The 26,889-nt window shown below is 71.4% G+C and carries 28 protein-coding genes; 8 read left to right on the plus strand and 20 right to left on the minus strand.

The genetic code is table 11. The annotated features are described in order from the left end of the window. Positions 1 to 111 precede the first annotated feature (111 nt). Together O7623_RS11580 and O7623_RS11585 are read left to right on the plus strand one after the other, a co-directional pair. On the plus strand, positions 112 to 1,821 hold the full coding sequence (locus O7623_RS11580) for a PHP domain-containing protein (RefSeq protein ID WP_282228620.1): 1,710 nt from the start codon (positions 112 to 114) through the stop codon (positions 1,819 to 1,821). 11 nt (positions 1,822 to 1,832) lie between these two features. Next, entirely contained in the window at positions 1,833 to 2,345 is a 513-nt protein-coding gene (locus O7623_RS11585; RefSeq protein WP_282228621.1) for a hypothetical protein, read from the plus strand. A 354-nt stretch (positions 2,346 to 2,699) separates the two neighbouring features. On the opposite strand, the gene O7623_RS11590 is transcribed toward O7623_RS11585, so the two are convergent. From O7623_RS11590 to recO, 7 genes are all read right to left on the minus strand, one after another. Beyond that, entirely contained in the window at positions 2,700 to 3,395 is a 696-nt protein-coding gene (locus O7623_RS11590; RefSeq protein ID WP_282228622.1) for a class I SAM-dependent methyltransferase, read from the minus strand. After that, the gene (locus O7623_RS11595) at positions 3,392 to 4,213 is read right to left on the minus strand and encodes an ABC transporter ATP-binding protein (protein WP_282228623.1); all 822 of its coding nucleotides are present in this window, start codon (positions 4,211 to 4,213) and stop codon (positions 3,392 to 3,394) included. Before O7623_RS11595 ends, O7623_RS11590 begins: the two co-directional genes overlap by 4 nt. Next, positions 4,210 to 5,202, minus strand: coding sequence for an ABC transporter substrate-binding protein (locus O7623_RS11600; protein ID WP_282228624.1), 993 nt, complete (start codon positions 5,200 to 5,202; stop codon positions 4,210 to 4,212). Before O7623_RS11600 ends, O7623_RS11595 begins: the two co-directional genes overlap by 4 nt. A gap of 23 nt (positions 5,203 to 5,225) precedes the next feature. Next, positions 5,226 to 6,308: an iron ABC transporter permease gene (locus tag O7623_RS11605; RefSeq protein ID WP_282228625.1), complete on the minus strand. Its 1,083-nt coding sequence runs from the start codon at positions 6,306 to 6,308 to the stop codon at positions 5,226 to 5,228. 221 nt (positions 6,309 to 6,529) lie between these two features. After that, positions 6,530 to 6,760, minus strand: a complete 231-nt coding sequence (locus O7623_RS11610; RefSeq protein WP_282228626.1) for a hypothetical protein — start codon at positions 6,758 to 6,760, stop codon at positions 6,530 to 6,532. A gap of 358 nt (positions 6,761 to 7,118) precedes the next feature. Beyond that, positions 7,119 to 7,925, minus strand: a complete 807-nt coding sequence (locus O7623_RS11615; protein ID WP_282228627.1) for an isoprenyl transferase — start codon at positions 7,923 to 7,925, stop codon at positions 7,119 to 7,121. 2 nt (positions 7,926 to 7,927) lie between these two features. After that, the gene (gene recO / locus O7623_RS11620; protein ID WP_282228628.1) at positions 7,928 to 8,698 is read right to left on the minus strand and encodes a DNA repair protein RecO; all 771 of its coding nucleotides are present in this window, start codon (positions 8,696 to 8,698) and stop codon (positions 7,928 to 7,930) included. Between the two features lie 113 nt (positions 8,699 to 8,811). Between recO and O7623_RS11625 the strand changes: the two genes are divergently transcribed. Then, positions 8,812 to 9,606 carry a DUF4097 family beta strand repeat-containing protein gene (locus tag O7623_RS11625; RefSeq protein ID WP_282228629.1) on the plus strand — a complete coding sequence of 265 codons (795 nt, stop codon included), beginning with the start codon at positions 8,812 to 8,814 and terminating at the stop codon, positions 9,604 to 9,606. Between the two features lie 48 nt (positions 9,607 to 9,654). On the opposite strand, the gene era is transcribed toward O7623_RS11625, so the two are convergent. From era to hrcA, 9 genes are all read right to left on the minus strand, one after another. Then, complete coding sequence (era, locus tag O7623_RS11630) at positions 9,655 to 10,590, minus strand: GTPase Era (RefSeq protein ID WP_282228630.1); 936 nt, start codon at positions 10,588 to 10,590, stop codon at positions 9,655 to 9,657. After that, positions 10,587 to 10,964 (minus strand): cytidine deaminase, encoded by a 378-nt coding sequence (locus O7623_RS11635; protein ID WP_282229385.1) that lies wholly within the window; start codon positions 10,962 to 10,964, stop codon positions 10,587 to 10,589. The genes era and O7623_RS11635 overlap by 4 nt, the downstream gene beginning before the upstream one ends. Further along, positions 10,957 to 12,375 carry a hemolysin family protein gene (locus O7623_RS11640; RefSeq protein ID WP_282229386.1) on the minus strand — a complete coding sequence of 473 codons (1,419 nt, stop codon included), beginning with the start codon at positions 12,373 to 12,375 and terminating at the stop codon, positions 10,957 to 10,959. The genes O7623_RS11635 and O7623_RS11640 overlap by 8 nt, the downstream gene beginning before the upstream one ends. Positions 12,376 to 12,386: 11 nt before the next feature. Next, on the minus strand, positions 12,387 to 12,854 hold the full coding sequence (gene ybeY / locus O7623_RS11645; protein WP_282228631.1) for an rRNA maturation RNase YbeY: 468 nt from the start codon (positions 12,852 to 12,854) through the stop codon (positions 12,387 to 12,389). A 15-nt stretch (positions 12,855 to 12,869) separates the two neighbouring features. Then, on the minus strand, positions 12,870 to 13,928 hold the full coding sequence (locus tag O7623_RS11650) for a PhoH family protein (protein ID WP_282228632.1): 1,059 nt from the start codon (positions 13,926 to 13,928) through the stop codon (positions 12,870 to 12,872). 142 nt (positions 13,929 to 14,070) lie between these two features. Continuing rightward, entirely contained in the window at positions 14,071 to 14,421 is a 351-nt protein-coding gene (locus O7623_RS11655) for an HIT domain-containing protein (RefSeq protein ID WP_282228633.1), read from the minus strand. 19 nt (positions 14,422 to 14,440) lie between these two features. Next, on the minus strand, positions 14,441 to 15,184 hold the full coding sequence (locus O7623_RS11660; protein WP_282228634.1) for a 16S rRNA (uracil(1498)-N(3))-methyltransferase: 744 nt from the start codon (positions 15,182 to 15,184) through the stop codon (positions 14,441 to 14,443). A gap of 24 nt (positions 15,185 to 15,208) precedes the next feature. After that, positions 15,209 to 16,342 carry a molecular chaperone DnaJ gene (gene dnaJ / locus O7623_RS11665; RefSeq protein WP_282229387.1) on the minus strand — a complete coding sequence of 378 codons (1,134 nt, stop codon included), beginning with the start codon at positions 16,340 to 16,342 and terminating at the stop codon, positions 15,209 to 15,211. 69 nt (positions 16,343 to 16,411) lie between these two features. Further along, positions 16,412 to 17,434 carry a heat-inducible transcriptional repressor HrcA gene (hrcA, locus tag O7623_RS11670; protein ID WP_282228635.1) on the minus strand — a complete coding sequence of 341 codons (1,023 nt, stop codon included), beginning with the start codon at positions 17,432 to 17,434 and terminating at the stop codon, positions 16,412 to 16,414. A 316-nt stretch (positions 17,435 to 17,750) separates the two neighbouring features. On the opposite strand from hrcA, the gene O7623_RS11675 reads away from it, so the two are divergent. Next, complete coding sequence (locus O7623_RS11675) at positions 17,751 to 18,335, plus strand: DUF4870 domain-containing protein (protein WP_282228636.1); 585 nt, start codon at positions 17,751 to 17,753, stop codon at positions 18,333 to 18,335. A 98-nt stretch (positions 18,336 to 18,433) separates the two neighbouring features. Here the strand turns inward: O7623_RS11675 and hemW are convergent, their stop codons facing one another. After that, positions 18,434 to 19,657, minus strand: coding sequence for a radical SAM family heme chaperone HemW (gene hemW / locus O7623_RS11680; RefSeq protein ID WP_282228637.1), 1,224 nt, complete (start codon positions 19,655 to 19,657; stop codon positions 18,434 to 18,436). 18 nt (positions 19,658 to 19,675) lie between these two features. On the opposite strand from hemW, the gene O7623_RS11685 reads away from it, so the two are divergent. The 3 genes from O7623_RS11685 (at position 19,676) to O7623_RS11695 (ending at position 22,628) form a co-directional block, all read left to right on the plus strand. Continuing rightward, positions 19,676 to 20,485, plus strand: a complete 810-nt coding sequence (locus O7623_RS11685) for an enoyl-CoA hydratase-related protein (RefSeq protein ID WP_282228638.1) — start codon at positions 19,676 to 19,678, stop codon at positions 20,483 to 20,485. Positions 20,486 to 20,580: 95 nt separating this feature from the next. Next, on the plus strand, positions 20,581 to 21,465 hold the full coding sequence (locus O7623_RS11690; RefSeq protein ID WP_282229388.1) for a hypothetical protein: 885 nt from the start codon (positions 20,581 to 20,583) through the stop codon (positions 21,463 to 21,465). 260 nt (positions 21,466 to 21,725) lie between these two features. Beyond that, the gene (locus tag O7623_RS11695) at positions 21,726 to 22,628 is read left to right on the plus strand and encodes a phytanoyl-CoA dioxygenase family protein (RefSeq protein WP_282228639.1); all 903 of its coding nucleotides are present in this window, start codon (positions 21,726 to 21,728) and stop codon (positions 22,626 to 22,628) included. Positions 22,629 to 22,802: 174 nt separating this feature from the next. Here O7623_RS11695 and O7623_RS11700 read toward each other — a convergent pair whose 3' ends face one another. From O7623_RS11700 to lepA, 3 genes are all read right to left on the minus strand, one after another. Further along, positions 22,803 to 23,081, minus strand: a complete 279-nt coding sequence (locus O7623_RS11700; RefSeq protein ID WP_282228640.1) for a GlsB/YeaQ/YmgE family stress response membrane protein — start codon at positions 23,079 to 23,081, stop codon at positions 22,803 to 22,805. Positions 23,082 to 23,209: 128 nt separating this feature from the next. After that, positions 23,210 to 23,758 carry an NUDIX hydrolase gene (locus tag O7623_RS11705; protein WP_282228641.1) on the minus strand — a complete coding sequence of 183 codons (549 nt, stop codon included), beginning with the start codon at positions 23,756 to 23,758 and terminating at the stop codon, positions 23,210 to 23,212. 8 nt (positions 23,759 to 23,766) lie between these two features. Continuing rightward, complete coding sequence (gene lepA / locus O7623_RS11710; protein WP_282228642.1) at positions 23,767 to 25,653, minus strand: translation elongation factor 4; 1,887 nt, start codon at positions 25,651 to 25,653, stop codon at positions 23,767 to 23,769. A gap of 163 nt (positions 25,654 to 25,816) precedes the next feature. Between lepA and O7623_RS11715 the strand changes: the two genes are divergently transcribed. After that, positions 25,817 to 26,824, plus strand: a complete 1,008-nt coding sequence (locus tag O7623_RS11715; RefSeq protein WP_282228643.1) for a phosphotransferase — start codon at positions 25,817 to 25,819, stop codon at positions 26,822 to 26,824. Positions 26,825 to 26,889 lie beyond the last annotated feature (65 nt).

Consider the following 26,889-nt stretch of genomic DNA (forward strand, 5'->3'; position numbering starts at 1 on the left):
TGGCAACGCTTTCACGCCCCGTGTGCCGTCGGGACGGCAACGCGTCGCCTGCTGTTTCCCCACCTGCACGAGATTGACCGCGACCACGTTGATCTACGAGGCGGAGCAGGAATGGGACACCACCACCACCATCACAGCCACGATCACGCCGCGACCGGTGCTGACGTACCGGCCGCTCTCGACCTGTCGGTGCCGGACGCGGAGCTTTCCGGGCCCGAGGCGTCCCGGCGCAGCTTCCTGCGCAACGCCGGGCTGCTCGGCGCCGGTGCCGCCGCGACGGTGCTCGCCGGTGGGCACGCCGCGCACGCCGCCCCGGCCGCCGACGACGAGACCTCGGCCGGCGGCGCGTCGACCGGTGACGGCGAGTTCGTCTGGCTGGCGGGCGACCACCACATCCACACCCAGTACAGCTCCGACGCGATGTACCGGGTGGTCGACCAGGCCAAGCACGCCCGCGCGTACGGTCTGGACTGGATCGTCATCACCGACCACGGCAACGTCACCCACTCCCGGATCGGCGTGGAGAAGGTCAACCCGGACATCGTCGCCACCCGCCAGGAGATCAAGGACCTGCTGATCTACCAGGGCCTGGAGTGGAACATCCCGTCGGCCGAGCACGGCACGGTCTTCGTCCAGCCGGGGCCGAACGAGGTCGCCGTACTCAAGCAGTTCGAGACCGACTACGACGGCTCGGTGACCGGCACCAGCGGCCCGAGCCCGGAGAACGAGGCGCTCGCCATCGCCGGCATCAAGTTCCTCGGTGAGGAGGTCCGTAACCGCCGGATCGGTGGCGCGCTGTTCCTGGCCAACCACCCGTCGCGGCGCGGCGTCGACTCGCCGCACGAGATCCGCGCCTGGCGCGACGCCGACCCGACGGTGGCCGTCGGCATGGAGGGCGCGCCCGGACACCAGGCGTCCAGCCTGCCGGCACCGAACGGCCCGGGTCGCGGTCGCGGCTACTACGAGGGCAGCCCGTCGGCGGCGTCGTTCCCCGGTTACCCGCTGGAGAGCTACCGCACCTGGGGCGGGTTCGACTGGATGACCGCCACCGTGGGCGGGCTCTGGGACAGCCTGCTCGCCGAGGGCAAGCCATGGTGGATCAGCGCCAACTCCGACTCGCACATCAACTACCTGGGTACGTCGATGCGCGGGCCGAACAGCGACTTCAACGCCAACGGCAAGTACAACGACCCGGTGTACGGCCCGCTGATCACCACCGCCGGCGACTTCTGGCCCGGCCAGTACAGCCGCACCCACGTCGGCGCCAAGGCGTTCGGCTACCGGGCGGTGATGGACGCCATCCGGGCCGGCCGGGTCTGGGTCGACCACGGTGGCCTGATCCGGGGCCTGGACATGCGGGTCCGTCGGCAGGGCGACCAGCGTCCGGGCGCGGGAGCCACGCTGGGCGGCACCTTGAAGGTCAAGAGCGGTACGTCGGTCGTGGTGACCCTCGACATCGACCTGGCCACCACACCGAACTGGGCGCAGTTCGTGCCGCAGCTGGCCCGGGTGGACCTGATCGTCGGCGACGTCACCGGCCCGGTGACCGACGCGGACACCTTCACCGCGCCGACCGCCCGGGTGGCCGCCTCGTTCGAGGTGCAGCCCGGCCGTAAGCGGGTGTCGTTCAGCTACCCGCTGGGGCGGGTGGACCGGCCGATGTACATCCGGGTGCGGGGCACCGACGGCAACCGCAGCGCACCCGGCCTGCTGGGTGCCGCCGTCGACCCGGCCGGCCCGGCGATGGACGTGATGGGAGACGCCGACCCGTGGCTGGACCTGTGGTTCTACGGCAACCCGATCTGGGTCCTGCCGTCCTGACCGCCGCCGCCATGATCGTCACTGGAGTGAGTCTCGGGCACGCCGACGACCGCGCCGCCGAACACTGGCTGCACGACGTGGTGGGGCCGGCGGGCGTGCCCGGACTCGTCGCCTGCACTCATCTGGTCGGAACGCCGCGCCCGCACGTGGCGATCAGCCTGGCCGCCCCGGACGGACTACCGGACGGTCTGCCTGCTTCCGCCGCCGAGTTCGCCTCGGCGGCGGAGGTGGCGGCGACCGAGCACCGGGAGCGTCGTTCGGGTCGGGCGGTGCTCTACCCCGGGGTCGAGTCGCTGGTCGGTGAGCTGCGCGTCGCGGATCTGCTGGACCGTAGCGCCATCGAGCAGGTGACCCTGCTCGGCGGCGCTCAACCGGACGGCGACACCCGACTGGTGACCCGGGACTTTGTCCGACCGGTGTGGATCAACGGCGTGCTGACGTTGATCGCCGCGCCGGTCGGGGCCGGTCGGATCGCCCCGTTCGAGTTGCCCGATCCGACCCCCTGCTGCGCGGACAAGCACTGATCACACACCCGCCTATCCAGCCTCCGGTGCTGGTCACAGCCTGTGGCCAGCACCGGAGGCGCTCCCGCCTGAGGAGCCTGACCCCGACAACGAAGCCGACGGACCCGAGCCGTACACCCTGGTCCTGGCACCTGGCGCGCGAGACGCGCCGTGAGTCACGTCCTCCCAGCCAGCGCCGCCTTCGCCGCATGGCAATTCATCAGCGGACCGCTACGACGAGAACCGCACCGGGTAGGGGCTCGACGGCACGCACCACTCGAAGGTCTTTGGCGCGCCAGACGCGGTGAGTACCGCGTACCGTCGCCGCTCACCAGGGACCCCGCCCGCCCTCGAACCACTCGGCAGGGCCTGCGGTCAGCGCCGGCCGCTGATCAGGAACTGCAGTTGGAGCTCGTGGTCCGGTGCCACCCCGAACCGCCGGTCCAGTTCGAGGATCGACGTCAACGGGGTGACCGTGACCCCGGTCAGCCCGGCCTGTTCCAGCACCGCCACCATCTGGTCGATGGATTTCGCGGTGGCCAGCGGCAGCGCGGCGCGCACCTCGTCGTCGTAGTGGTCGGCGAAGTTCTCCGAGGCGTTGTCGAGCCCGTCGGGGAACCAGGTGCTGTCGACCACGGCGACGGTGCCGCCGGGCCGCAGCAGACGCACCCAGTTGGCCACGGCGATCTGCGGCTCACGCAGGGTCCACATCAGGTAGCGGCTGGTCACCGCGTCGAAGCTGGCAGCCGGGAAGTCCGGGGCGACGGCGTCGCCGTACGCGATGACCGGTCCGTCGGTCATCGCGGCCGCGTGCCGGCGGGCCTGCTCCAGCATCCCCTCGGACAGGTCGATGCCGGTGACCCGGTGGCCGAGCCCGGCCAGCACGATGGCCGCCTGCCCGGTGCCGGTGCCGACGTCGAGCACGTCCAGCGGGGCCGGCGGCAGTGCCGCCGCCCAGACCTGCGACCAGGCCTGCTGGTCGGCGGCGAACCGCTCCGGGCGCTGAACGTACGCGTCGTACCCCGGCGCACGGCCGGTCCAGTAGTCGTTGATCCGGTCCTGTATTGTCACGCGGCGATCCTCTCCTCGATGATCTGGTGGAGCGGGTGGAACAGCAGGTGGATGGCACCGTCGAGGTCGAGGCGTCGGATGCCGATGCCGTAGACCGGTTCGAGCACGGCCGGGTCGAGCACCTCGCCGGTGGTGCCGGCGGCCACCACCCCGCCCCGGCCGAGCAGCACCAGGTCGTCGCAGTAGCGGGCAGCCAGATTGAGGTCGTGCAGGACGACGATCGAACAGGTGCCGAGATCGCGGACCAGCTGCAGGATCTCGTGCTGGTAGCGAATGTCCAGATGGTTGGTCGGCTCGTCGAGCAGCAGGTGGGTGGCCTGCTGGGCCAGTGCCCGGGCGATCAGCACCCGCTGACGTTCACCGCCGGACAGGCCGGCGACCGGGCGGGCCGCCAGGTGCGCAGCACCGACCCGGGCCAGACACCGGGACGCGATCTCGTGGTCGGCCGCACTCGTGCGCTGGAACGTCGACAGGTGCGGCCCCCGGCCCAGCAGCACCAGCTCGGCGACGGTCAGGGCGATCTCGTTGGCACCGGCCTCCTGCACCACCACGGCCAGCCGCCGGGCGACCTCCCGGGCCGGCAGGACGGACAGGTCGTCGCCGTCGACCATGACCTGCCCGGCGTCACCGCCGCGCCCGCCACCGCCGCGCCCGCCACCGCTGCGCAGCGCGCCGTAGAGCAGCCGCAGCAGCGTGGTCTTGCCGCTGCCGTTCGGGCCGATCAGACCCAGCACCCGGCCCGGTCCGGCGGTCACGCTCACCCCGTCGATGACCGGGTGGGCTCCGTAGCGCCAGGAGACCCCGGTCGCGGTGATCACGACGCCGCCCCGAAGCGCTGCACGATGCGCTCCAACCCGTCGATCGCCAGCGGGCTCGGCGGCTCGGTGAAGTTGAACAGCTGGGTCGTCACCTCGCCGGTGCGTACCGCCGTCAGGTTCTCGGCACCGGGCAACCCGGTCAGGCCCTGCTCCACCGCCGCCGGGTCACCGTCCGAGTAGAGCAGGATCAGCACGTCGGGGTCGCGTCCGAGCAGTTCCTCCACGGTGACCTCGAAGACCCGCTCCGGTACGTCGTCGAAGACGTTGCGGAAGCCGGCCGCCTCCAGCTGCGGGTGCGCCATGCTGGCGGTGCCGTAGGCGTAGGTCACCCCGCCGCCGACGGTCGGATAGAGCACCGCTGCCGTCCGCCCGGACGCGTCGCCGGCCTGCTGCTCGACCTGGGCCATCCGCTCCTGCAACGCGGTGACCGCCTCCTGCGCCTGCGACTGGCGGTCGAACACCTTGCCGTACGTTCGCATCTGGGCGTAGATGTCGTCGAAGCTCGGCACGGCCGTGTTGTCGGGGCACATCGCCGGCTCCTCCAGCAGCGGGATGTCCACCGCCGACAAGGTGTCCCGGGAGAGGTTGTCGACCTCGCCGAGCACCAGGTCCGGCTGCTGGCTGATCACGACTTCCTTGGAGATCTGCAGGTGACCGCTGGTGTCGGTCCTGTCGGTCAGCAAAGGGATGGCGTCGAGCGCGGCGAGGGTCGACGTGTCGTAGTACTCCGCCGGGTACTGGCCGGCCCGGGCGGTCACCCGGTCGAGTACCCCGAGCGCGTGCAGGTACGGCACGGCAGCGCTCTTGAGCAGCACGACCCGCTCCGGCGCGGCGTCGAAGGTGACCTCGACGCCGCAGTTGGTGACGGTCACCGGGTAGCCGTCGCCGGCGGCCGTGGTGCCGGCACCGGCGCCGGCACCGCCGCAGCCGGCACCGAGCAGGGCGGTCGCGGACACTGCCGCGAGGGCGGCGGTACGAATCGGCGTCATCGTTGCTCCCCGGGCGATCGTGGTCAGGCGGCGGCGTGCAGCCGGCGGATGAGTACGAGCAGGAACGGCGCACCGAGCAGAGCGGTGATGATCCCGATCGGGATCTCCTGCGGGGCGAGCAGGACCCGGGCGAGGACGTCGGCCCAGACCAGCAGGATCGCGCCGAGCAGCGCGGCGACGGGGACGACACGCACGTGCGCCGCGCCGACGATCCGGCGGGCCAGGTGCGGCACGACGAGCCCGACGAAGCCGATGCTGCCGGCGGCGGAGACCAGCACGCCGACGCTGAGCGAGACGAGCACCAGCAGACGCAGCCGGAACCGGTCCGGCGACACCCCGAGGGTCTGCGCGGTCTCGTCGCCGATGGCCAGTACGTCGAGCCGCCGCCCGACGATCGTCAGGTACCCGGTCGTCCCGACCAGCACGATGGCGGCCACTGCCAGCAGCGCGTCCCACCGGGCCAGGCCCAACGAACCGAGCAGCCAGAACATCACCGACCGGGTGCCTTCGGCCGAGCCGGAGGCGAAGATCAGGAAGCTGGTGGTGGCGTAGAGCGCGTAGCCGACGGCGACACCGGACAGCAGCAGCCGCAGCGAGGTCACCCGACCGCCGCTGCGGGCGATCAGGAACACCAGCAACGACGCGGCGAGCGCGCCGAGGAAGGCGCTGCCGGACAGGGCGTACTGGCCGAAGCCGGCACCGACGCCGAACAGGATCGCCGCGGCGGCACCGCTGGAGGCGCCGGAGTTGATACCCAGCAGGTACGGGTCGGCCAGTACGTTGCGGACCATCGCCTGCAACGCCACGCCGCACACGGCCAAACCGGCACCGACGAGCATGCCGAGCAGCACCCGGGGCAGCCGTACCTGCCAGACGATCGACTGCTCCGGGAGACTCCAGGTCACCTCGGCGGGCAGCCCGACGAGCTGATGTCCGATGATCCTGGCGACGGTCGTCGGGGCGATCCCGATGGCGCCGGAGCCGACGGCGACCAGCGCGGTGGCCACCAGCCCGACAGTCAGGACGACCAGCCAGATCCCGGCGCGGCGCCGCTGGGCGGCGACGCCGAGCAGGTCCGCCCGGGTCGCCAGCAGGGTGGCTGCCACCGTCCGACCCCCAAACGCCTCAAAATTGCTGTTGCAAACTCCTGGCAAAAAGCTAGCAGCAAGATCAAGGGATCGGAAGGCGGGGAGTCACTGTTCACCTCGACGTCGGCCAGTGCCGGCACCCGTTCACCAGGGCTCCGCTCCGGCGGACTCCCCCGGCGGGCGGCGTACCCGCCGGGGGAGCGCATCTGCCTCCGGTCGGAGGAAGGCCAGGCCAGCGGTCAGCTGCGCCGGAACTGGTAGTTGCGCCCCTTTCCGGAGCGCTGACCCCGGCCGGCGAGCCGGTCCGGGCGGGCACCCTTGGCCTGCGGGCCAAAGCCCGGCGCGACGGCCCGGGCGGGGTGCCGAACCTCGACGGGCAGGGCGACCTCGGGCAGGGCGAGTCCATCCGGGGTGGCGTCGGGCACGGTGAACCCGGGCGTCGTCGTGTCTCGTTCTGGTCGTTGCGCCATGTGAGAGAACCTCCTGGCTGCGAACCGCCACGCGAACCCGCGGCGGTGACGGGTGAGATGCGGTAGGCGGGCGCCGCAGCCACCGACGAGGTCCACGACGGCGGGACCAGAAAGCCGGAGAACACCGTGACGCCCGCAGTGCCGACCGGCGGCGGGAACCCGCGCGGCACGGATCGACGGCGACCGTCGGGCGGTCGCGGCACTGCGAAAGTGGGCGTCAGAAGCGCATGACCGTCACGCTAACGGTTGCGTTCCCCCGGCGCACCCGGATTTCCCGACGGCAGGGCGGCTCAGCCCTGCGGCGCGATCAGCCCTGCGGCGCGATCAGCCCTGCGGCGCGATCAGCCCTGCGGCGCGATCAGCCCTGCGGCGCGACCGGGTTGGGCAGCGCCCCGCCGAACCGGCGGTCCCGCTGCGCGTACAGCTCGCAGGCGTACCACAGGTGCCGGCGGTCGAAGTCCGGCCAGAGCGTGTCCAGGAAGACCAGCTCGGCGTAGGCCGACTGCCAGAGCATGAAGTTCGACGTCCGCTGCTCCCCGGACGGCCGTAGGAACAGATCCACCTCCGGCACCTCGGGGTGGTAGAGGTAGCGGGCCAGCATCTTCTCGTTGACCCGGGCCGGGTCGACCTTGCCGGCCGCCACGTCCCGGGCGATCGCCGCCGCGGCGTCGGCGATCTCGGCCTGCCCGCCGTAGTTCACGCAGAACTGCAGCGTGAGTGTGCTGTTGTGGCGGGACATCTCCTCGGCGGTCTGCAGTTCGGAGATCACGCTCTTCCACAGCCGGCCGGCCCGCCCGGACCACACCACCCGTACCCCGAGGTCGACCAACTGGTCGCGGCGGCGGCGGATGACGTCCCGGTTGAAGCCCATCAGGAACCGGACCTCGTCGGGTGAACGCCGCCAGTTCTCCGTCGAGAAGGCGTACGCCGACAGGTACGGGATCCCCAGCTCGATCGCACCTTCGACAGTGTCGAACAGTGAATACTCGCCCTGCTCGTGCCCCTTGGTCCGGGGCAGACCGCGGTCCTTGGCCCACCGCCCGTTGCCGTCCATGACGATCGCCACGTGGTCGGGCAACGCCTGCTTCGGCAACGCCGGTGGCCGGGCACCGGACGGGTGCGGAGTCGGTGCCACCGGCGGGCGCAGGCCCCTGCCCTTGGTCATGATCAGTCTCCTGGGGAACGGTCGACCAGCGGCAGCGAGCGTAACCCGCGCTCCAGATGCCACTGCAGGTGCGCCGCCACCAGCCCGCTGCACTCCCGGCGGGCGGCTGGCTCCGAGGCATCGGCCACCTGCCAGTCGCCGGTGGCCAGGGCCGCCATCAGGTCGATGGTGGCCGGGGCCGGATGGGCCGCGCCGGGTGGTCGGCAGTCCGGGCAGACACACCCCCCGGCCGGTACGGAGAACGCCCGGTGCCGCCCCCGGTTGCCGCACACGGCACACTCGACCAGCGCCGGCGCCCAGCCGGCGAACGCCATCCCGCGCAGCAGGTACGCGTCGAGCACCAGGGTGCCGGCGTGGCTGCCGTCAGCGAGGGCCCGCAGCGCGCCGAGGGTCAGCTGGAACAGTTGCAGGGACGGTTCCCGCTCCACCGGGGTGAGCCGCTCGGCGGTCTCGGCGATCGCACTGGCCGCCGTGTAGCGCGGATAGTCGCCGAGGAACCGTTTGCCGTACAGGTGCAGTCCCTCGACCTGGCTGACCGTGTGCAGGGAACTGCCGCCGCCGTCCGGGTTGCCGGCGAGCTGCAGGTCGACGTGGCCGAACGGCTCCAGCCGGGCACCGAACCGTGAGGTGGTTCGGCGTACCCCCCGGGCCACCGCCCGCAGGCGGCCGTGCCGGCGGGTCAGCAGGGTGATGATCCGGTCGGATTCGCCCAGTTTCTGCACCCGCAGCACCACCGCGTCGTCGCGGTAGAGCTGGCGGCGGTATCCGGGCACCCGACGATTCTCCCGGACCGGCGACCCTGACCCGATCTCAGGGTCGAGATCCGGGGCCGGTCGGTGACCGTGCCGGATGCGCCCGGCCCGACGGCGACCGTACCGTCTGGCGCATGCTTCTCCCCCGTACCGTACGCCGCCGTACCACCGCCGCCGTGCTCGCGACGACGCTGATCGCCGCCGTGGCCGGCTGCGCCCCGATCGGCGAACGACGGCTGGACTTCCGCCACACGGAAACCGTCGAGATCACCGAGATCGCCATCGTCTCGCCCGGCTCCGGCGACGTGGTCGTGCGGACCCGCCCCGGGGACACCGTGGAGATCCGCCGGACGGTGCGGTACCAGCGCACCGAGCCGGGGGCGACGTACCGGATCGACGGCACCGTGCTGGAGCTCGACACCGGCTGCGGCTGGCGGTGCGGGGTGTCGTACGACATCGACGCCCCGCCGGGCGTGTCGGTGCGCGGCGAGAACGGCTCCGGCCAGGTGATGCTCTTCGACGTAACGTCGGTGTCGGTGTCGGTGGGCTCCGGTGCGGTCACGGTCGACGGGGCCACCGGTGACGTGACCGCGCAGAGCGGCTCCGGTGGCATCACGGTGAGCCGGGCCGCCGGGCCGGTCACGGTGACCACGGGTTCCGGCTCGATCGAGGGCCGCGACCTCGGCGGCGGCGGGGTGATGGCGACGGCCGGATCGGGCAGCGTGACCCTGTCGCTGACCGACCCGGGTCCGGTCCGGGCCGAGGCCGCCAGTGGGTCGGTGCACGTCACCGTCCCGCCCGGTAGTTACCAGGTGCGCACCGAGACCGGCTCCGGCACCGCCGACGTGGAGATCCCGGACACCGCCGACGGCGAGCATCTCATCGATGCCCGCACCGGCAGCGGAAGCATCACCATCGACCAACGGTGACGCCGCGGGCGGCTGCGGCATCGCCGTAGTCGCACGCCGTCGACCTGGTCAGAAGCCCAACTTGCGCAGCTGCCGGGGGTCGCGCTGCCAGTCCTTGGCCACCCGTACGTGCAGATCGAGGTAGACCCGGCTGTCGAGCAGCTGCTCGATCTCCCGCCGCGACCGGGTGCCGACGTCGCGCAGCCGGCTGCCACCGGCGCCGATCACGATGGCCTTCTGACTCGGTCGTTCGACGTAGATGTCGGCGAAGATCCGGATCAGCGACTCCTCGGGGATCATCTCCTCGACGATCACCGCGATCGAGTGCGGCAGCTCGTCGCGGACCCCTTCCAGAGCCGCTTCCCGGATGAGCTCCCCGATCAGCACCTGCTCGGGCTCGTCGGTGAGCATGTCGTCCGGGTACAGCCGGGGCGACGGCGGCAGATAGCGGGTCATCACGTCGACAAGCGTCTGCACCTGGTGTCCGGTGGCGGCGCTGACCGGCACCACCTCGGCGAAGTCGCCCAGCTCGCTGACGGCCAGCAGCTGCTCGGCGAGCCGACCCCGGTCGACCAGGTCGGTCTTGGTCACCACGGCCAGCACGGTCGCCTTGAGCTCGGCGATCTCGGCGGTGATGAACCGGTCGCCCCGACCGGGCACCTCGTCGGCGGGGATGCACAGGCCGATCACGTCGACCTCGCTCCAGGTCTGCCGGACCAGGTCGTTGAGCCGCTCGCCGAGCAACGTGCGTGGCCGGTGCAGGCCGGGTGTGTCGACCAGGACCAGCTGTGACTGCGGCTGGTGCAGCACGCCCCGGATCACGTGCCGGGTGGTCTGCGGCTTGTTGGACGTGATCGCGATCTTCTGGCCGATGATCGCGTTGGTCAGCGTCGACTTGCCGGCGTTGGGCCGGCCGACGAAGCAGGCGAAGCCGGCCCGGAACGCCGGCCGAACGTCTCCAGCAGCCGCTGGCGGATCAGCGGACGCCGACCGACGGGAGGTCACTGCAGCACCGTACCGAGCAGCGTCCCGTCCGGGGCGGCGACGTGCACGGGGGCGTCGGTGGCCAGGTCACGCACCACCGCATGCCCGGCGCCGTCCAATGTCGACGCCTCGGTGACCACGGCGGCGGCCTCCAAGCGGGTCGCGCCGGACGCCACCGCCGAGGCGACCGCCAACTGCAACGCGGTGAGGGTCAGCGACGGCAGCGCGACGTTCGCCCCGGCGTACGTCCGGCCGTCCTGGTCGCGTACCGCCGCGCCTTCGGCGGCGCCGATCCGGGCCCGCGCACTGCGGGCCAGAACGACGAGCTTGGCGTCCTCGTCGCTGATCGACGGCGCGGCCTGCGACCCGGTCGGGGCGCTCGGCGACTCAGGCATCGGCATGCTGCCTTTCCTCGGTACGGATCGATTCGTCGGTACGGTGGTCGTCGCGCCCGGCCGACGGCGAGCCGCCGGCTCGCCGGTCCGCCACCGGCTCGTCGTCGGCGGCGGCGACCCGGGTCACCAGGACCGTGTCGACCCGGTTGCGGCGGCCGGTGGTGCCTTCGGCGATCAGTTGGAGACCAGCGACGGTGATCTGCGCCCCGGGGATCGGCACCCGGCCGAGCACGTGGGCCATCAGCCCACCGACCGTCTCCACCTCGTCGTCGGTGACGTCGGCGTCGAACAGCTCACCGAGGTCCTCGACCGGCAGCCGGGCGGTCACCCGGACCCGGCCGTCGTCGAGCCGCTCGACCGGCGGCCGCTCGTCGTCGTACTCGTCGGTGATCTCACCGACGATCTCCTCCAGGATGTCCTCGATGGTCACCAGTCCGCCGGTGCCACCGTACTCGTCGACCACCACGACCATGTGGGTCCGCGCGGCCTGCATCTCGGAGAGCAGGTCGTCGACGGGTTTCGACTCGGGGACGAAGGTCGCCGGGCGCATCAGCTCGACCACCGGCAGCTCGTCGCCGTCGGAGCCGGCGGACTGGGCCCGGCGGACGACGTCCTTGAGGTAGATGATGCCGAGTACGTCGTCGACGTTGTCACCGATCACCGGGATCCGGGAGAAGCCGGAGCGCAGGAACAGCGCCAGCGCCTGTCGCAGGGTCTTGTGCCGTTCGATCCACACCATCTCGGTACGCGGCACCATCACCTCGCGGGCGATGGTGTCGCCGAGCGCGAAGACGGAGTGGATCATCTGCCGCTCGCCATGCTCGACGACGCCGCGCTGCTCAGCCAGGTCGACCAGCTCACGCAGCTCGATCTGGGTGGCGAACGGTCCCTCCCGGAAGCCCTTGCCCGGGGTCACCGCGTTGCCGATCAGGATCAGCAGCGACGCCAGCGGGTTCAGCGCCCGCCCCAGCCCGCGCACCAACGGTGCGGTCGCCCGAGCCACCGCGAACGCGTGCTGGCGGCCGATCGTGCGCGGGCCGACGCCGACGACGACGAAACTGACCACGGTCATCGCGCCCGCGGTCACCAGCGCGGCCGTCCAGCCGGCGCCGAAGGTGTCGACGGCGACGAGGGCGACCAGGGTGGTGGCGGTCAGCTCACAGAGCAGCCGCAGCAACAACAGCAGGTTGACGTGGCGGACGGCGTCGGCCGCGACCAGTTGCAGGGCGCGGGCGCTACGGCTACCGTCCCGGGCCATTTCGGCCGCCCGGGCCGGCGAGACGACGACCAGCGCCGCCTCGGTCATCGCGATGATCCCGGCCAGTACCACCAGGCCGGCAGCGAAGATCAGCAGTTGCAGGTCCGGCAGCCCCGCGGCGCCGGCCGTGGCGGCCAGCGGGGTGCCGGACATATGGCCTGGGTTCACTTGGCCCGGGCTTCCTTCCAGCTGTAGAGCAGGCGAGCCTGCAGGTCGAACATCTCGCGTTCCTCGTCCGGCTCGGCGTGGTCGTAGCCGAGCAGATGCAGGACGCCGTGCACGGTGAGCAGGTGCAGCTCGTCGGCGGCGGCGTGGCCGGCGGCGGCGGCCTGCTTGGCGGCCACCTCGGGGCAGAGCACGATGTCGCCGAGCAGGCCGGGTTCACCCGGGCTGGACTCGCCCGGCCCGTGGTCGACACTGCCCTCGTCCATCGGGAACGCCAACACGTCGGTCGGCCCGTCGCCACCCATCCAACGGTGGTTGAGCTCGGCCATGTAGTCGTGGTCGACGAGCAGCAACGACAGCTCCGCGAGCGGGTTGACGCCCATTTCGTCCAGCGCGTGGCGGGCCACGGCGAGCACCGCGTCGGTGTCGACCTCGACCCCGGACTCGTTGGCGATCTCGATGGACATGTCTCTCCCGAAGCTCTATCGGCGCCGGTTCGCCCGGCCGCCGTGGGCGGTCCGGCCCTGGACCGCGTGGACGCCCTGATTCTGCTGTGCCTCGCGGTCGGCGTCCCACCGGGCGTAGGCGTCCACGATGTCGCTGACCAGTCGGTGGCGCACCACGTCGGTGCTGGACAGCTGGGCGAAGTGCACGTCGTCGAGGCCGGTGAGGATCTCCCGTACCGTCCGCAGCCCGCTGGTCGTGCCGCCGGGCAGGTCGACCTGGGTGATGTCGCCGGTGACCACGATCCGGGAGCCGAAGCCGAGCCGGGTCAGGAACATCTTCATCTGCTCGGCGGTGGTGTTCTGCGCCTCGTCGAGGATGATGAAGGCGTCGTTGAGCGTGCGCCCCCGCATGTACGCCAGCGGCGCGACCTCGATGGTGCCGGCCGCCATCAGCTTCGGGATGGAGTCGGGGTCGAGCATGTCGTGCAGCGCGTCGTAGAGCGGACGCAGGTACGGGTCGATCTTCTCGTAGAGGGTGCCCGGCAGGAAGCCGAGCCGCTCCCCCGCCTCGACCGCCGGCCGGGTCAGGATGATCCGGTTGACCTGCTTGGCCTGCAGGGCCTGCACCGCCTTCGCCATCGCCAGGTAGGTCTTGCCGGTGCCGGCGGGGCCGATGCCGAAGACGATGGTGTGCGCGTCGATCGCGTCGACGTACCGTTTCTGGCCGAGCGTCTTGGGCCGGATGGTCCGGCCGCGACGGGACAGGATGTTGAGGGTGAGGACGTCCGCCGGGCGTTCGGTGCCGCCCTGGGCGAGCATGCCGACGGTACGGCGGACCGCGTCGGTGCTCAACGTCTCGCCCTTGGCGATGAGCTCGAGCAGTTCACTGAAGAGCCGCTCGGCCACGGCGTTGTCCGCCGGTACGCCGGTGATGGTGATTTCGTTGCCGCGCACGTGCACGTCGCTGGCGACGGACTGCTCGACCAACCGCAGGATCTCGTCGCCTGCACCGAGCAGGTTGACCATGATCTGCGGATCCGGGACGGTGATCCTGGTCTGCACCCGGGCCTGCCCGGGAGGTGGAGTGCCGGTCATGGGTCGGCCTGAGGGCCTTTCGCACCTGCTTCCATCTCAGCGCCCCGGCCCTGAGCGGCCGTGGCGAGCGGATTGTTCCCTATCGTATCCGCTCAACGTCGGACGCACCGTGTCCATTTCCACGCCGTCGTCGCCGGGTCGGTCACCGCGACACCATCGGGCCCAGCGGGGCGCCGCCGAGCACGTGGGCGTGCACGTGGAAGACCTCCTGGCCGGCGTACCGCCCGGTGTTGAAGATCAGCCGGAAGCCGTCCGCGAGCAGCCCTTCGGCCTCGGCCACGGCGGCGGCGGTGGCCAGCACCTCGGCCGCCACCGCCGGGTCGGCGGCCGCCAACGCGGCGACGTCCGGATGGTGCTGCTTCGGGATGACCAGCAGGTGACCGGGTGCCTGCGGGTGCAAATCCCGGAACGCGACGGTGTTGCGGCCGGCGTACACCAGCGGAGTCGGCAGGTCGCCCGAGGCGATCCGGCAAAAGACACAGTTGTCACTCACGTCACGGATGGTAGCGGCTTCACCAGCGGCCGAGCCGCGCGGAGAGGACGGCCAACGCCGCGACACCCGCCGTGGAGGTCCGCAGCACCTGCGGGCCCAGCCGGACCGCCTCGGCACCGCACGCGGCGAAGGCGGCCAACTCGGCGTCGTCCACCCCGCCCTCCGGGCCCACCACGAGCACGACGGTGCCGGTGGCCGGCAGGTCGACCCCGGTCAACGGGCGTTGCGCCGACTCGTGCAGCACGAACGCGGCGTCGGCACCCGCCAGCCGGTCGGCCACCGCGCCGGTGGACTCCGCCGGACGGTCGTCCGTGCCGCCGATGTCGGGCAGCCAGGGCCGGCGGGCCTGCTTCGCCGCTTCCCGGGCGGTGCTCACCCACCGCTGCCGGGACCGGGCCCCCCGCTCGTCGCGCCAGCGGGTCACCGACCGGGCCGCCGCCCACGGGACGATCTCGTCCACCCCGACCTCGGTCATCGCCTGCACCGCCAGCTCGCCACGGTCACCTTTGGCGACGCCCTGCACGACCACCAGCCGGGGGTCGGCGGGGGGTGTGTGGCGGGTGTCAAGCACCCGAAGGTCCAGGCTGTGCCGGCCGGCGACCGTCACTTCGGCGTACGCGGTGCCACCGCGCCCGTCGGCAAGCAGCAGCTGCTGCCCGGCCTGCAGCCGGGTGACGGTCGCGGCGTGCCGGCCCTCGACGCCGCCGAGGGTGTACGTCGGGCCGTCAGGCAGCCGGTCGACGAGAAACAGCGGTGCACTCACCTCGCGCCCGGCCCCGGCCGCCGGTCAGCCGTGGCCGTTGAAGGCGTCGCGCATCCGGGAGAAGAAGCCGCCCTGCTTGGTCAGCTCGGCGACCTCCTCGCCCCGCGCCTTGGCGAACTCGCGCAGGGTGCGCTCCTGTTCGGCGTCGAGCTTGGTCGGAGTCCGCACGTCGAGGTGGACGTACAGGTCACCGCGCCCGGTGCCGCGCAGGTGGGGCACCCCCCGACCACGCAGCCGCAGGGTCGCGCCGGGCTGGGTGCCGGGCTTGACGTCCACCGGCTCGTCGCTGTCCAGCGTCCGGATCGTCAGCCGGGTGCCCAGCGCGGCGGCGGTCATCGGTACGGTGACCCGGCAGTGCAGGTCGTCGCCCTTGCGGGAGTAGACGTCGTGCGGCCGCTCGTGGATCTCGACGTAGAGGTCACCGGCGGTGCCGCCGCCCGGACCGACCTCGCCCTGCTGGGCCAGGCGGATCCGCATGCCGTCCTCCACCCCGGCCGGGATCTTGACGGTGAGCGACCGCCGGGTACGGACCCGGCCGTCCCCGGCGCAGGTCGGGCAGGGATGCGGGATCACCGTGCCGTAGCCCTGGCAGGCCACGCAGGGCTTGGAGGAGACCACCTGGCCGAGGAAGGTGCGCTGGACGGACTGGACCTCGCCGCGCCCCCCGCAGGCCTCACAGGTCGCCAGATGGGTGCCGGCCGCCGTACCGGCCCCGGTGCAGGTGGTGCAGATCACCGCCGTGTCGACGGTGATCGGCGCCTCCACCCCGAAGGCGGTCTCGGTCAGGTCCAGCTCCAGGCGCAGGATGGCGTCGGCACCGGGCCGGGTGCGCGAACGCGGCCCCCGGGAACCGGCGGCGGCCCCGAAGAAGGCGTCCATGATGTCCTGGAAGCCGACGAACGGTCCGGCACCGCCCGGGCCGCCACCAGGGCCGCCGCCGGGCGCGAGCGGGTCACCGCCGAGGTCGACGATCTGCCGTTTCTGGTCGTCGGAGAGCACCTCGTACGCGGCGTTGATGTCCTTGAACTTGTCAGCCGCCGCCGGGTCCGGATTGACGTCCGGGTGGTACTGCCGGGCCAGCTTGCGGTAGGCCCGTTTGATGTCGTCAGCGGAGGCGTCCCGGCTCACGCCGAGAATCCCGTAATAGTCCTTGGCCACTGCGTTCGGTGTCCTCATGTGTCAGTCTCGCGTGTCCAGTTCGCCGGGTCGGTTGATCCTGCTCGCCGGTCAGTTCTGCGCCAGCAGATCGCCGACGTAGCGTGCCACGGCGCGGACCGTGGCGATCGTGCCGGGGTAGTCCATCCGGGTCGGGCCGAGTACGCCGAGGCCACCGACGATGGTGGCACCCGGGCCGTAGCCGGTGCTGACCACTGACGCGGCCCGCAGGTTGTCGATCTCGTTCTCGTCACCGATGCGTACCCGAAGCGTGCTCGGCTCGACCTCGCCGATCAGCTTGAGCAGCACGACCTCCTCCTCCAGTGCCTCCAGTATCGGGCGCAGGGAGCCCTGGAAGTCGAGCAGTCCCCCTCTGGTCAGGTTAGCCGTCCCGGCGAGCGCCAGCCGCTCCTCGTGCCGTTCGACCAGCGTCTCCAGCAGCACGGTCGACAGCGTCGTCATCGCCGGTCGCAGCGTCGGTGACGCCTCGTCGACGAGCGACTGGACCAGCGGCGGGGTGTCGGACAGCCGACACCCGCCGAGTTTCTCGTTGGCCAGCCGACGCAGGTCGGTCACGTCGTCGGCGTTGATCGGCGCCGGCAGCTCGACGAGGCGCTGCTCGACCCGGCCGGTGTCGACGATCAGGACGAGCATCAGCCGGGTCGTCGAGATCGGCACCAGCTCCAGGTGCCGCACGGCGGAGCGGGACAGGCTCGGGTACTGCACCACCGCCACCTGCCGGGTCAACTGGGCCAGCAACCGTACGGTCCGGTGCACGACGTCGTCGAGGTCGACCGCGCCGGCCAGGAACCGCTCGATCGCCCGCCGCTCGGCGGGGCTCAGCGGCTTCACCCGGGACAACCGGTCGACGAACAGGCGGTAACCGCGGTCGGTCGGCACCCGGCCCGCGCTGGTGTGCGGCTGGCGGATGTAACCCTCCTCCTCCAGCACGGCCATGTCGTTGCGGACGGTGGCCGGCGACACACCCAGCTGGTGTCGCTCGACGAGGGCCTTGCTGCCGACCGGCTCCTGGGTGGCGACGTAGTCCTCCACGATCGCCCGGAGCACGTCGAGTTTGCGATCGTCCAGACCCATCCTCCACCTCCTGGCGACACGTCGGCGGCGCACCGACCGGGTGTGGTCCGACCGGATACCGCACGGGGCGGACCGAATCACCTGTGGTGCTGGCACTCGCCGATTGTGAGTGCCAGCATACGTCCCCACGGCCGGGGTGGCGACGATCGGTTCGCCGGACCACAGCGAACGGGACAATGTTTCTGATACCCGACATTTCATCGTTGTGGGCGGTCCCGCCTACCCCGGGCGGGCAGTCAAGTCGAGCTGTCCGGTGGACAAATTCGTCGGCGGGGCTAGCTGGCATGACTTGATCCGTCCCCCTACCGTGGCGGGCATGACTGAACCACCTCGCCCACCAGGAGAGAGCGGCTTCGGCGGCACGCCGCCGGACCCGAACTCTCCGCCACCACCCCCCGCGTCCTACTCGATGCCGGGCGAGGCCTCCTCTCCCGGATACGTCCCGCCGCCCAGCGGCGAGAACCCGCCGGGTGGCTACCCACCTCCGGGCGGCTACCCACCGCCGGGGGGCTACCCGCCCGGCGGTCCGGCGTATGGAGGTCCACCCCCGGCTGGCTACGCCAACAACGACGAGAAGACCTGGGCACTGATCGCCCACTTCGGTGGCGCGCTCGGCGCGTTCATCAGCTTCGGTCCGCTCGGCTTCGTCGGCCCGCTGATCGCCTACCTGGCCAAGGGTCAGCAGTCCCCGGCCGTACGGGCGCACGCGCTCGCCGCGCTGAACTTCCAGATCCTCTGGTCGGGCATCGCCTTCGTGCTGCTGTTCATCAGCTGGTGCCTGCTGTTCATCCCGAGCATCGTGGTCTTCGCGATCCAGATCATCTTCGGCGTCATCGCCGGGGTGAAGGCCAACGAGGGTGCGCTGTACAAGTACCCGATGTCGGCCAGCTTCATCAAGTGACACCGGTTGCTCCCGGGCTCCTCGGAGTCCGGGAGCGAACCGGCCCGTTCGGGAGCGACCGACCGCCGGTGCCGGGCCCGGTGCCGACCGGCCGCCGGTCAGGGCAGCAGGTCCCGGACCACCGCATCGGCGAGCAGCCGCCCCTGCCGGGTCAGCACCGCACGCCCGGCGGCGTGCGCAGCCGGGTCGACCAGTCCGGCGGCGGCGGCCCGCCCGGCCGCGACACGACCGGCCGCTGACAGCCGGGCCAGCGGCAGCCCGTCGGCCAGCCGCAGCCGCAGCATCACCTCTTCCATGTGCCGCTCGGCGTCGGTGAGCAGCTCCCGACCCTGCCCCGGCGACTGCCCGTCGGCGAGCCGCCGCGCGTACGCCGTCGGATGCTTGACGTTCCACCAGCGGACCCCGCCGACGTGGCTGTGCGCTCCCGGGCCGAGCCCCCACCAGTCGCCGCCGGTCCAGTAGAGCAGGTTGTGCCGGCAGCGGGCGTCCACCGAGCTCGCCCAGTTGGAAACCTCGTACCAGGCGAAACCGGCCCCGCCGAGGGTCTCGTCGGCGGCGACGTAGCGGTCGGCGGCCACGTCGTCGTCGGGGTAGGGCAGCTCGCCGCGACGCATCCGGGCGGCGAGCCGGGTGCCGTCCTCCACGATGAGCGCGTACGCGCTGACATGGTCGGCGCCGGCGGCCAGCACGGCGGCCAGCGAGCCGGCGAAGTCCTCGGCGCGCTCCCCCGGCGTACCGTAGATCAGATCCAGATTGACCCGGTCGAACCCGGCCGCGCGGGCCTCCTGGGCGGCGGCCACCGCACGTCCCGGCGCGTGCGTGCGGTCCAGGACGGCGAGGACGGCCGGCGCCGTCGACTGCATCCCGAGGGAGATCCGGGTGTACCCGGCCCGGCGCAGCGCCCGCAGCGACGCCGGGGTGACCGACTCGGGGTTGGCCTCGGTGGTGACCTCGGCGTCGGGCGCCAGCCCCCAGGTGGCGTCGATCGCGTCGAGCAGCCGGGCCAGGTCGTCGGCGGGCAGCAGGCTGGGCGTGCCGCCGCCGACGAAGACCGTGTCGACCTGCCGGGGCGGCCGGTCGGCCAGGACCCGGCCGGCCAGGTCGAGTTCGGCCAGTACGGCGTCGAGGTAGGTGTCGGCCGGTACCCCGCCACCGAGTTCCGTCGGGGTGTAGGTGTTGAAGTCGCAGTAGCCGCACCGGACCGCGCAGAACGGGACGTGCACGTACACCCCGAACCCGTGGTCGCCGCCAGCGGCGAGGGCGGACGCCGGCAGCGCGCCGTCGGCGGGCACCGGCTCGCCGGCGGGGAGGGCTCCTGGCATACGGCTAGTCTGCCCGGCATGGATGAGCCCCGACCCACCAGGTCCGCGCAGCCGATGATCCGGACGTCCACCGCCGCCGGAATCGCCACCATCACCCTGGACAGCCCGGCCAACCGCAACGCGTTGTCCACCCCGTTGATGACCCAGTTCCTCGCCGCACTGGCGGCCGCCGTCGACGATCCACAGGTCCGTGTGGTGGTGCTCAGCCACGAGGGTCCGGTCTTCTGCTCCGGGGCCGACCTGGCCGAGACCCAACGGGCGTACGAGTCACGCCAGGTCCCGGTGGCGATGCTCGGCGACGTGCTGGCCGCCGTCTGGGAGTGCCCGAAGCCGGTGGTCGCCCGGGTCGGTGGCCCGGCCCGGGCCGGCGGGCTGGGTCTGCTGGCCGCCGCCGACATCGCCGTCTGCGACGCCGCCGCGACCTTCGCGTTCACCGAGGTACGCCTCGGGGTGGTGCCTGCGGTGATCTCCGCCAGCGTGCTGCGCCGGCTGGACCGCCGGGCGGCGGCGCAGCTGTACCTGACCGGGGAGGTCTTCGACGGGCGACGGGCGCAGCAGGTCGGGCTGGTCAGCGTGGCGGTCCCCGCCGAGGCGCTGGACGCCACGGTGGCCGCCGTCTGCGCCGACCTGGTGCGGGGCGCGCCGACGGCGCTCGCCGGGACCAAACAACTGCTGCGCCGCGCGGTGCCGGACGACTTCCGCGACGACGTCGCCGCGTTGCGGGAGATCTCCACCGACTACTTTCTGTCCGACGAGGGCCGCGAGGGCGTCCGGGCCTTCCGGGAAAAGCGTGACCCGTGGTGGGTACCGGGCAGCGTGACGTGGTAACCGCGTAATGCCGTTGGCGCCGGCTCCGCCGTGGCTGGACGGCACATTGCTAACTGGTGTACCAAAGGTCCCAGCAATTCCAACTGGGGGTGACGGTGCGGGCTCGGACGTTGCTGGTCGTGGCCGCGGTGCTGGCGGTGGTCGTTCTGCTCGGTGGCGTGGGTCTGGGCCGGTGGATCGGTGACCTGTCGCTTCCCGGGACGGCGCGGGGTTGCGTCGTCGAACTGCCCGATTCCATGCCGGGGGCCGGTGCGGAGCAGTTGCGCCGGGTGACGCTGGACCCGGAGCAGATGGCGCACGCGGCGACGATCGCGGCGATCGGCGTCCAGCGGGGGTTGCCGCCGCGAGCGGTGGTCGTCGCACTGGCGACCGGGTTCCAGGAGTCGAAGCTGCGCAATCTGACCGGCGGCGACCGGGATTCGGTGGGGCTGTTCCAGCAGCGTCCCAGCCAGGGCTGGGGCACCGTGGAGCAGATCATGGACACCCGGTACGCCACGAACGCCTTCTACGCGGGTCTGGAGCGGGTCCGTGGCTGGCAGGACATGCGGGTGACCGACGCGGCGCAGGCGGTCCAGCGGTCGGCGTTCCCCGAGGCGTACGAGAAGTGGGCCGACGAGTCGCAGGTGCTGACCGCCGCGTTGCTGGGTGAGGCGACGGGGGCGGTGTCCTGCTCGGTCGACCGGGACCCGGTGCTGCGTGGCGTCGCGGCCACGGCGGCGCTCACCGACGGCCTGCGGCTGGACTGGGGCGACCTGGAAACCGTCCTGTCCGCGCTGGAGGCCCCGGGGCTGAGCGTCACGGCGGACGACCAGCAGGCCGGTTGGCGGTACGCCCATTGGCTCGTTTCGCACGCCACTGATCACGGTGTCAAAAGGGTCACCTTCGCTGATCAGGAATGGACTGCCGAAGAGGGTGGTTGGTCGTCGATTTCCGACGGCGGCGGTCAGACGGGACAGGTCGTGGCGGAGGTCTTCGCCTGACGGGCCGACCCGCGAACAGGTTGCATCCCTTAACAGACGGTTAGCGCAAAATCCGGCGTAACACCCATACAGCCACATTATCTAGGCAGAACTTCACTATAAGTAATAACAAAATCACCATTGGTTCATGTCCCGTTCGACAATGGCGCAGCCCGCAGATTCGCCGGCAAGCAGCGCACACAGCACGGAGGTCAGCGGGCTACGATCACCGTTCGCCGGGCCCAATATGGGCTGAATCAACTCGACGGGACGGGACAGCTGTGTTCGATTACGGTGGGCGAACCGGTTACGAAGCAATCAGTGACATCGACCGGAAAGAATTCCACGAGCAAGGTTTCCTGCTGCTGCGCAACGTGCTCACCGAGGACCACCGGGCGGCGCTCGAGGCGGCGGTGGACCGGGTGTACGCCGAGGAGAAGGCGGCCGGTAACACCACCGCCGACGGCACCCTGCACCTGCTCGGCTTCCTGGAGCGCGACGAGCTCTTCGGCGACCTGCTCACCCACCCGATCGCCTTCCCCTACATGTGGGGGCTGGCCGGCTGGAACATCTACACCCACCACAACCACCTGGACGTGACGCCGCCGGCGCTGGAGCCGGAGAAGCCCTACTGGGGGTGGCACCAGGACGGCTACCGGCAGAACTCGGATCCCGAGACCATGGACCCGAACCTGCCCCGGCCGATGTTCTCGCTGAAGGTGGCCTACGTCCTGTCCGACCTGTCGGAGAACGGCCGGGGCGCCACCAAGGTCATCCCCGGCAGCCACCTGTGGAACTCGCTGCCCCGGCCGGACGACCTGACGGTGCAGAACCCGGACCCGGAAGGGACCGTGGAGATCACCGCGAACCCGGGTGACGCGTTCATCTTCGACCGCCGCCAGTGGCACTCCCGGTCGACGAACCTGTCGACGGTCACCCGGAAGATGCTCTTCATCGGGTACACGTACCGCTGGATCCGGCCGCTGGACGACATGCCGCTGGACAAGGACGGACCCTGGTGGGCCAACCGCACCCCGGTGCAGCGCCAACTGCTCGGCGAGGGCACCCACACCGCCAACTACTGGGGCATCAACTGGAACGGCTACATCGACGACGAGATCCCGCTGCGCAAGGAGCTCAAGGAGCGCGGTCTGCTCGACCGCAGCATCCCCTGGCTGCGCTGACCGCCACTACTGATCGCTGACGGCCACCACTGATCGCGCCGGACGCTGATCGGACCAGACGAGAGCGGGCCTGTCGGCGGCGACCGTACCGGAAGATCCGGTTCGGGTGCCGCCGACAGGCCCGCTGCCGGTCCGTCCGACGGTTCGTCGGTGTCTCCGGTCGGTACCGCCCGGTCAGTACCGGCTCACGCTGCGCCGGCCGCTGACGCCGACCACCAGCGCGACACCGACTGCGGCGAGCACCACCTGCAGGAAGAACTCCCGCCAGTCGAACCCGGAGGTGGTGGCGAACCCGGCGGCCCGGGCGATCACGGTGCCCAGCAGCGCGGCGCCGACACCGATCAGCATGGTCAGCCAGATCGGGATGTTCTGCTTGCCGGGGACCACCAGACGGCCGAGCGCGCCGATGATCAGGCCGATGATGAGCGCGGAGAGAATGCCGGCAACGGTCATTTTCCTGCCTCCTTGTCGGAGATGTCGTGTTGTCCTTGGTGACCGTCAAGTTCCCAGCCATCCCGACGGCCAAACCGGTTCATCGTCCGCAGGTGTGCATCTTCGCGCCCATCGGTGCGCCACCGGCCTCATCGCCGCAGCGACGCCGCCACGTCCCGGACCGCCGCGTCCATGGTGGCGAAGGCCAACGGTGGCGGCGCGTCCAGCGGGAACCAGGCGGTGGCGCTCGCCTCGGCGGCGTCCGGCCGTAGCGGTCCGCCGGTGAGCGTGGCGAGGTAGAAGCATTCGAGCACGGTCAGCACCTCGTCCTGGAACTCGTACTCCCCGAGGTAGAGGCCGACCAGGTCGCCGAGCGCGATCTCGGCGCCGAGCTCCTCACGACACTCCCGTACGGCCGCCGCCGCCGGGTGCTCCGCGCCGTCGCAGAACCCACCCGGAGTCTCCCACCAGCCCGCTCGCGGCGGCCGGGCCCGCCGGATGGCCAGAAACCGGCTGCCCGTCGCGTCCAGCACGATCACGTTGGTCGCCGGCCGCGCGTTACGAAACAACTGGTACGCGCAGCGCCCGCAGCGCGTCGGTGGCGGGCCCGCCAGCCGGTTGCCGCACCTCGGGCAGTAGGCGGCGGCCGGACCGTACCCCCGGGCGTCGCCGGAATCGGCCACTGCCGGCGAGGGCACCGGCCGGCTCACCGCTTACCGCCGGACTTCCCGTCCGCGGTGGCACCGTCGGAGGTCGACAGCGCGGCGATGAAGGCCTCCTGCGGCACCTCCACCCGACCGACCATCTTCATCCGCTTCTTGCCTTCCTTCTGCTTCTCCAGCAGCTTGCGCTTGCGGCTGATGTCACCGCCGTAGCACTTGGCGAGCACGTCCTTGCGGATCGCCCGGATCGTCTCGCGGGCGATCACCCGGCTGCCGATCGCCGCCTGGATCGGCACCTCGAACTGCTGGCGCGGGATCAGGCTCCGCAGCTTGGCCGCGATGGTCGTGCCGTACCCGTAGGCCTTGTCCTTGTGCACGATGGCGCTGAAGGCGTCCACCGGTTCGCCGTGCAGCAGGATGTCCACCTTGACCAGGTCGGCCGGCTGCTCCCCGGACGGCTCGTAGTCCAGCGAGGCGTAGCCCTTGGTCCGGCTCTTGAGCTGGTCGAAGAAGTCGAAGATGATCTCGGCGAGCGGCAGCGTGTAGCGCAGTTCCACCCGGTCGGCGGAGAGGTAGTCCATGCCCTGCAGCGAGCCACGTCGCCCCTGGCACAGCTCCATCACCGCGCCGACGAAGTCGTTCGGGGTCAGTACGGTGGCCCGGACCACCGGTTCGTGCACCTCCGCGATCTTGCCGACCGGGTATTCGCTGGGGTTGGTGACGGTGATCGTCGTACCGTCCTCCATCACCACCCGGTAGACCACGTTCGGCGCGGTGGAGATCAGGTCGAGGTTGAACTCGCGCTCCAGCCTCTCCCGGATGATCTCCAGATGCAGCAGCCCGAGGAAGCCACAGCGGAAACCGAAGCCGAGCGCACCGGAGGTCTCCGGCTCGTAGGCCAGCGCCGCGTCGTTGAGCTTGAGCTTGTCCAGTGCCTCCCGCAGCGCCGGATAGTCCGACCCGTCGATCGGGTACAGGCCGGAGTAGACCATCGGCTTGGGGTCCTTGTAACCGCCGAGCGCCTCGCTGGCCGGCCGGCTGTTGATGGTGACCGTGTCGCCGACCCGGGACTGCCGGACGTCCTTGACGCCGGTGATCAGGTACCCGACCTCGCCGACGCCGAGCGCCTGTGCCTTGATCATCTCAGGCGAGATGACCCCGATCTCCAGCAGCTCGTGCACTGCTGCGGTGGACATCATCTTGATCCGGTCCCGGGCCTCGATCCGCCCGTCTATCACCCGGACGTAGGTGACCACGCCCCGGTAGACGTCGTACACCGAGTCGAAGATCATCGCGCGGGCCGGCGCGTCCGCGTCGCCGACCGGCGGAGTGAACTGGCGGACGATCTCGTCGAGCAGGTGCGCGACACCCTCACCGGTCTTGCCGGAGACCCGGATGCAGTCGGCCGGATCCCCGCCGATCAGGTGGGCCAACTCTTCGGCGTACTTGTCCGGCTGCGCCGCCGGCAGGTCGATCTTGTTGAGCACCGGGATGACGTGCAGGTCGTTCTCGAGCGCGAGGTAGAGGTTGGCCAGCGTCTGCGCCTCGATGCCCTGCGCCGCGTCGACCAGCAGCACCGCGCCTTCGCAGGCAGCCAACGACCGGGACACCTCGTAGGTGAAGTCCACGTGACCCGGGGTGTCGATCATGTTCAACACCGCCGACTCGCCCTGGCGCTCACCGGCGCGGACGGTCCACGGCATCCGTACCGCCTGGCTCTTGATCGTGATGCCGCGTTCCCGCTCGATGTCCATCCGGTCCAGATACTGCGCGCGCATCTGCCGGGGATCGACGACCTCGGTGAGCTGCAGCATCCGGTCGGCCAGCGTCGACTTGCCGTGGTCGATGTGCGCGATGATGCAGAAGTTGCGGATACGGCCGGGATCGGTGGCGCCGGGGGCGTTCACGCCGGAGTCGGGCGTCGGTGGCACGGTGGTCCGTTCTGCTCGGCTGAAGAATACGTCGTCTGCACCGACGTCACCGCCGGTCGACTCCTATGTTCCCACGCCCCGATCGACCCGGTGGCGGCCATGCCCACCAGTGGTCCGTGCGCCGCTGCCGGGCCGATGCCGGGCGAGGAGGCAGGATAAAGGGGTGGCTACAGTGCGGTTGCCCGCGATCAACTACGACGCGACAGCGGTCCGACCCACCTGGGCGGACCTACCCGCCGACCTACGGGCGGCGATCTCCGGCCGGCTCGGCAGCCCGGTGGCCTGGGCCACCAGCGCCGGCGGCGGATTCACCCGCGGCTTCGCCGCGGTCTGCACCACGGCGGCCGGCGAGCGGGTGTTCGTCAAGGCGGCGTCGCTGGTGCAGCAGCGCCATCTGAGCGACTGGTACGCCCGCGAGGCGGCGCTGACCGCCGAACTGCCGCCGGCCGTACCCGCTGCCCGGCCCCGGTGGACGTTGACCACCGCCGGCCACTTCGTGCTCTGCCTCGACGCGGTCGACGGGCGGATGCCCGCGCTGCCGTGGGTGCCCGAGGAACTCAACGCCGCGCTGAGCGCCTGGGCGGGTGCCGCCGCAGCGCTACGGCACCCCCCGGAGGGACTCGTCCGGGTCGGCCTGCCCCGGCTGGCCGATCTTGCCCGCGCCGACCTGGCCTGGTGGCAGGAGATCGCGGCAGGCCGGGAAGCGGTCCCGTTGCCGGCCGACGGCGGCGACGCCCACCGGCTGGTCCGGCGGTACCTGGCGGAGCTGGCCGCGATCGAGGCACGCCTGCCCGATCTGGTGGTCGACGACGCGGTGATCCACGGCGACCTGCGGCTGGACAACATCCTGATCGACCGGGCCGGGACGGCCTGGATCTGTGACTGGACGTGGCTGTGCCACGGCCCGGCCTGGTTCGACACGGCGAGTCTGCTGGTCACCGCGTACGCCAGCGGCCTGGACGCGGACGCGGTCTTCGCCGCGCATCCCACCTCGGCCGACGCGCCACCGGGCGGCCTGGACGCCGCGTTGGCCGCGCTGGCCGGCTACTGGCTGACCCGCTCCGCCGCCGGGCCGACCGGCGCGTCGCCGCACGCGCGCACCCATCAGCGGTTCAGCGGCGAGACCGCGCTCAACTGGTTGGCGCACCGGCAGGGCTGGTCGGCCCCCTGACCGTGGGGCGTTTTGGCCGCCGGCCAGGTCAACTGGTAGCCTGACTTTTCGCGCGTGGCGACACG

The sequence above is a fragment of the Solwaraspora sp. WMMD791 genome, assembly GCF_029581195.1.
Classification (GTDB): domain Bacteria; phylum Actinomycetota; class Actinomycetes; order Mycobacteriales; family Micromonosporaceae; genus Micromonospora_E.

Bases quoted from the DNA above. Each gene is read 5' to 3' on its own strand.
- O7623_RS11580 (WP_282228620.1), top strand. From the start codon at position 112: ATGGGACACCACCACCACCATCACAGCCACGATCACGCCGCGACCGGT.
- O7623_RS11585 (WP_282228621.1), top strand. From the start codon at position 1,833: ATGATCGTCACTGGAGTGAGTCTCGGGCACGCCGACGACCGCGCCGCC.
- O7623_RS11600 (WP_282228624.1), bottom strand. From the start codon at position 5,202: ATGACGCCGATTCGTACCGCCGCCCTCGCGGCAGTGTCCGCGACCGCC.
- O7623_RS11610 (WP_282228626.1), bottom strand. From the start codon at position 6,760: ATGGCGCAACGACCAGAACGAGACACGACGACGCCCGGGTTCACCGTG.
- O7623_RS11615 (WP_282228627.1), bottom strand. From the start codon at position 7,925: ATGACCAAGGGCAGGGGCCTGCGCCCGCCGGTGGCACCGACTCCGCAC.
- O7623_RS11625 (WP_282228629.1), top strand. From the start codon at position 8,812: ATGCTTCTCCCCCGTACCGTACGCCGCCGTACCACCGCCGCCGTGCTC.
- O7623_RS11635 (WP_282229385.1), bottom strand. From the start codon at position 10,964: ATGCCTGAGTCGCCGAGCGCCCCGACCGGGTCGCAGGCCGCGCCGTCG.
- O7623_RS11640 (WP_282229386.1), bottom strand. From the start codon at position 12,375: ATGTCCGGCACCCCGCTGGCCGCCACGGCCGGCGCCGCGGGGCTGCCG.
- ybeY (WP_282228631.1), bottom strand. From the start codon at position 12,854: ATGTCCATCGAGATCGCCAACGAGTCCGGGGTCGAGGTCGACACCGAC.
- O7623_RS11650 (WP_282228632.1), bottom strand. From the start codon at position 13,928: ATGACCGGCACTCCACCTCCCGGGCAGGCCCGGGTGCAGACCAGGATC.
- hrcA (WP_282228635.1), bottom strand. From the start codon at position 17,434: ATGGGTCTGGACGATCGCAAACTCGACGTGCTCCGGGCGATCGTGGAG.
- O7623_RS11675 (WP_282228636.1), top strand. From the start codon at position 17,751: ATGACTGAACCACCTCGCCCACCAGGAGAGAGCGGCTTCGGCGGCACG.
- hemW (WP_282228637.1), bottom strand. From the start codon at position 19,657: ATGCCAGGAGCCCTCCCCGCCGGCGAGCCGGTGCCCGCCGACGGCGCG.
- O7623_RS11685 (WP_282228638.1), top strand. From the start codon at position 19,676: ATGGATGAGCCCCGACCCACCAGGTCCGCGCAGCCGATGATCCGGACG.
- O7623_RS11700 (WP_282228640.1), bottom strand. From the start codon at position 23,081: ATGACCGTTGCCGGCATTCTCTCCGCGCTCATCATCGGCCTGATCATC.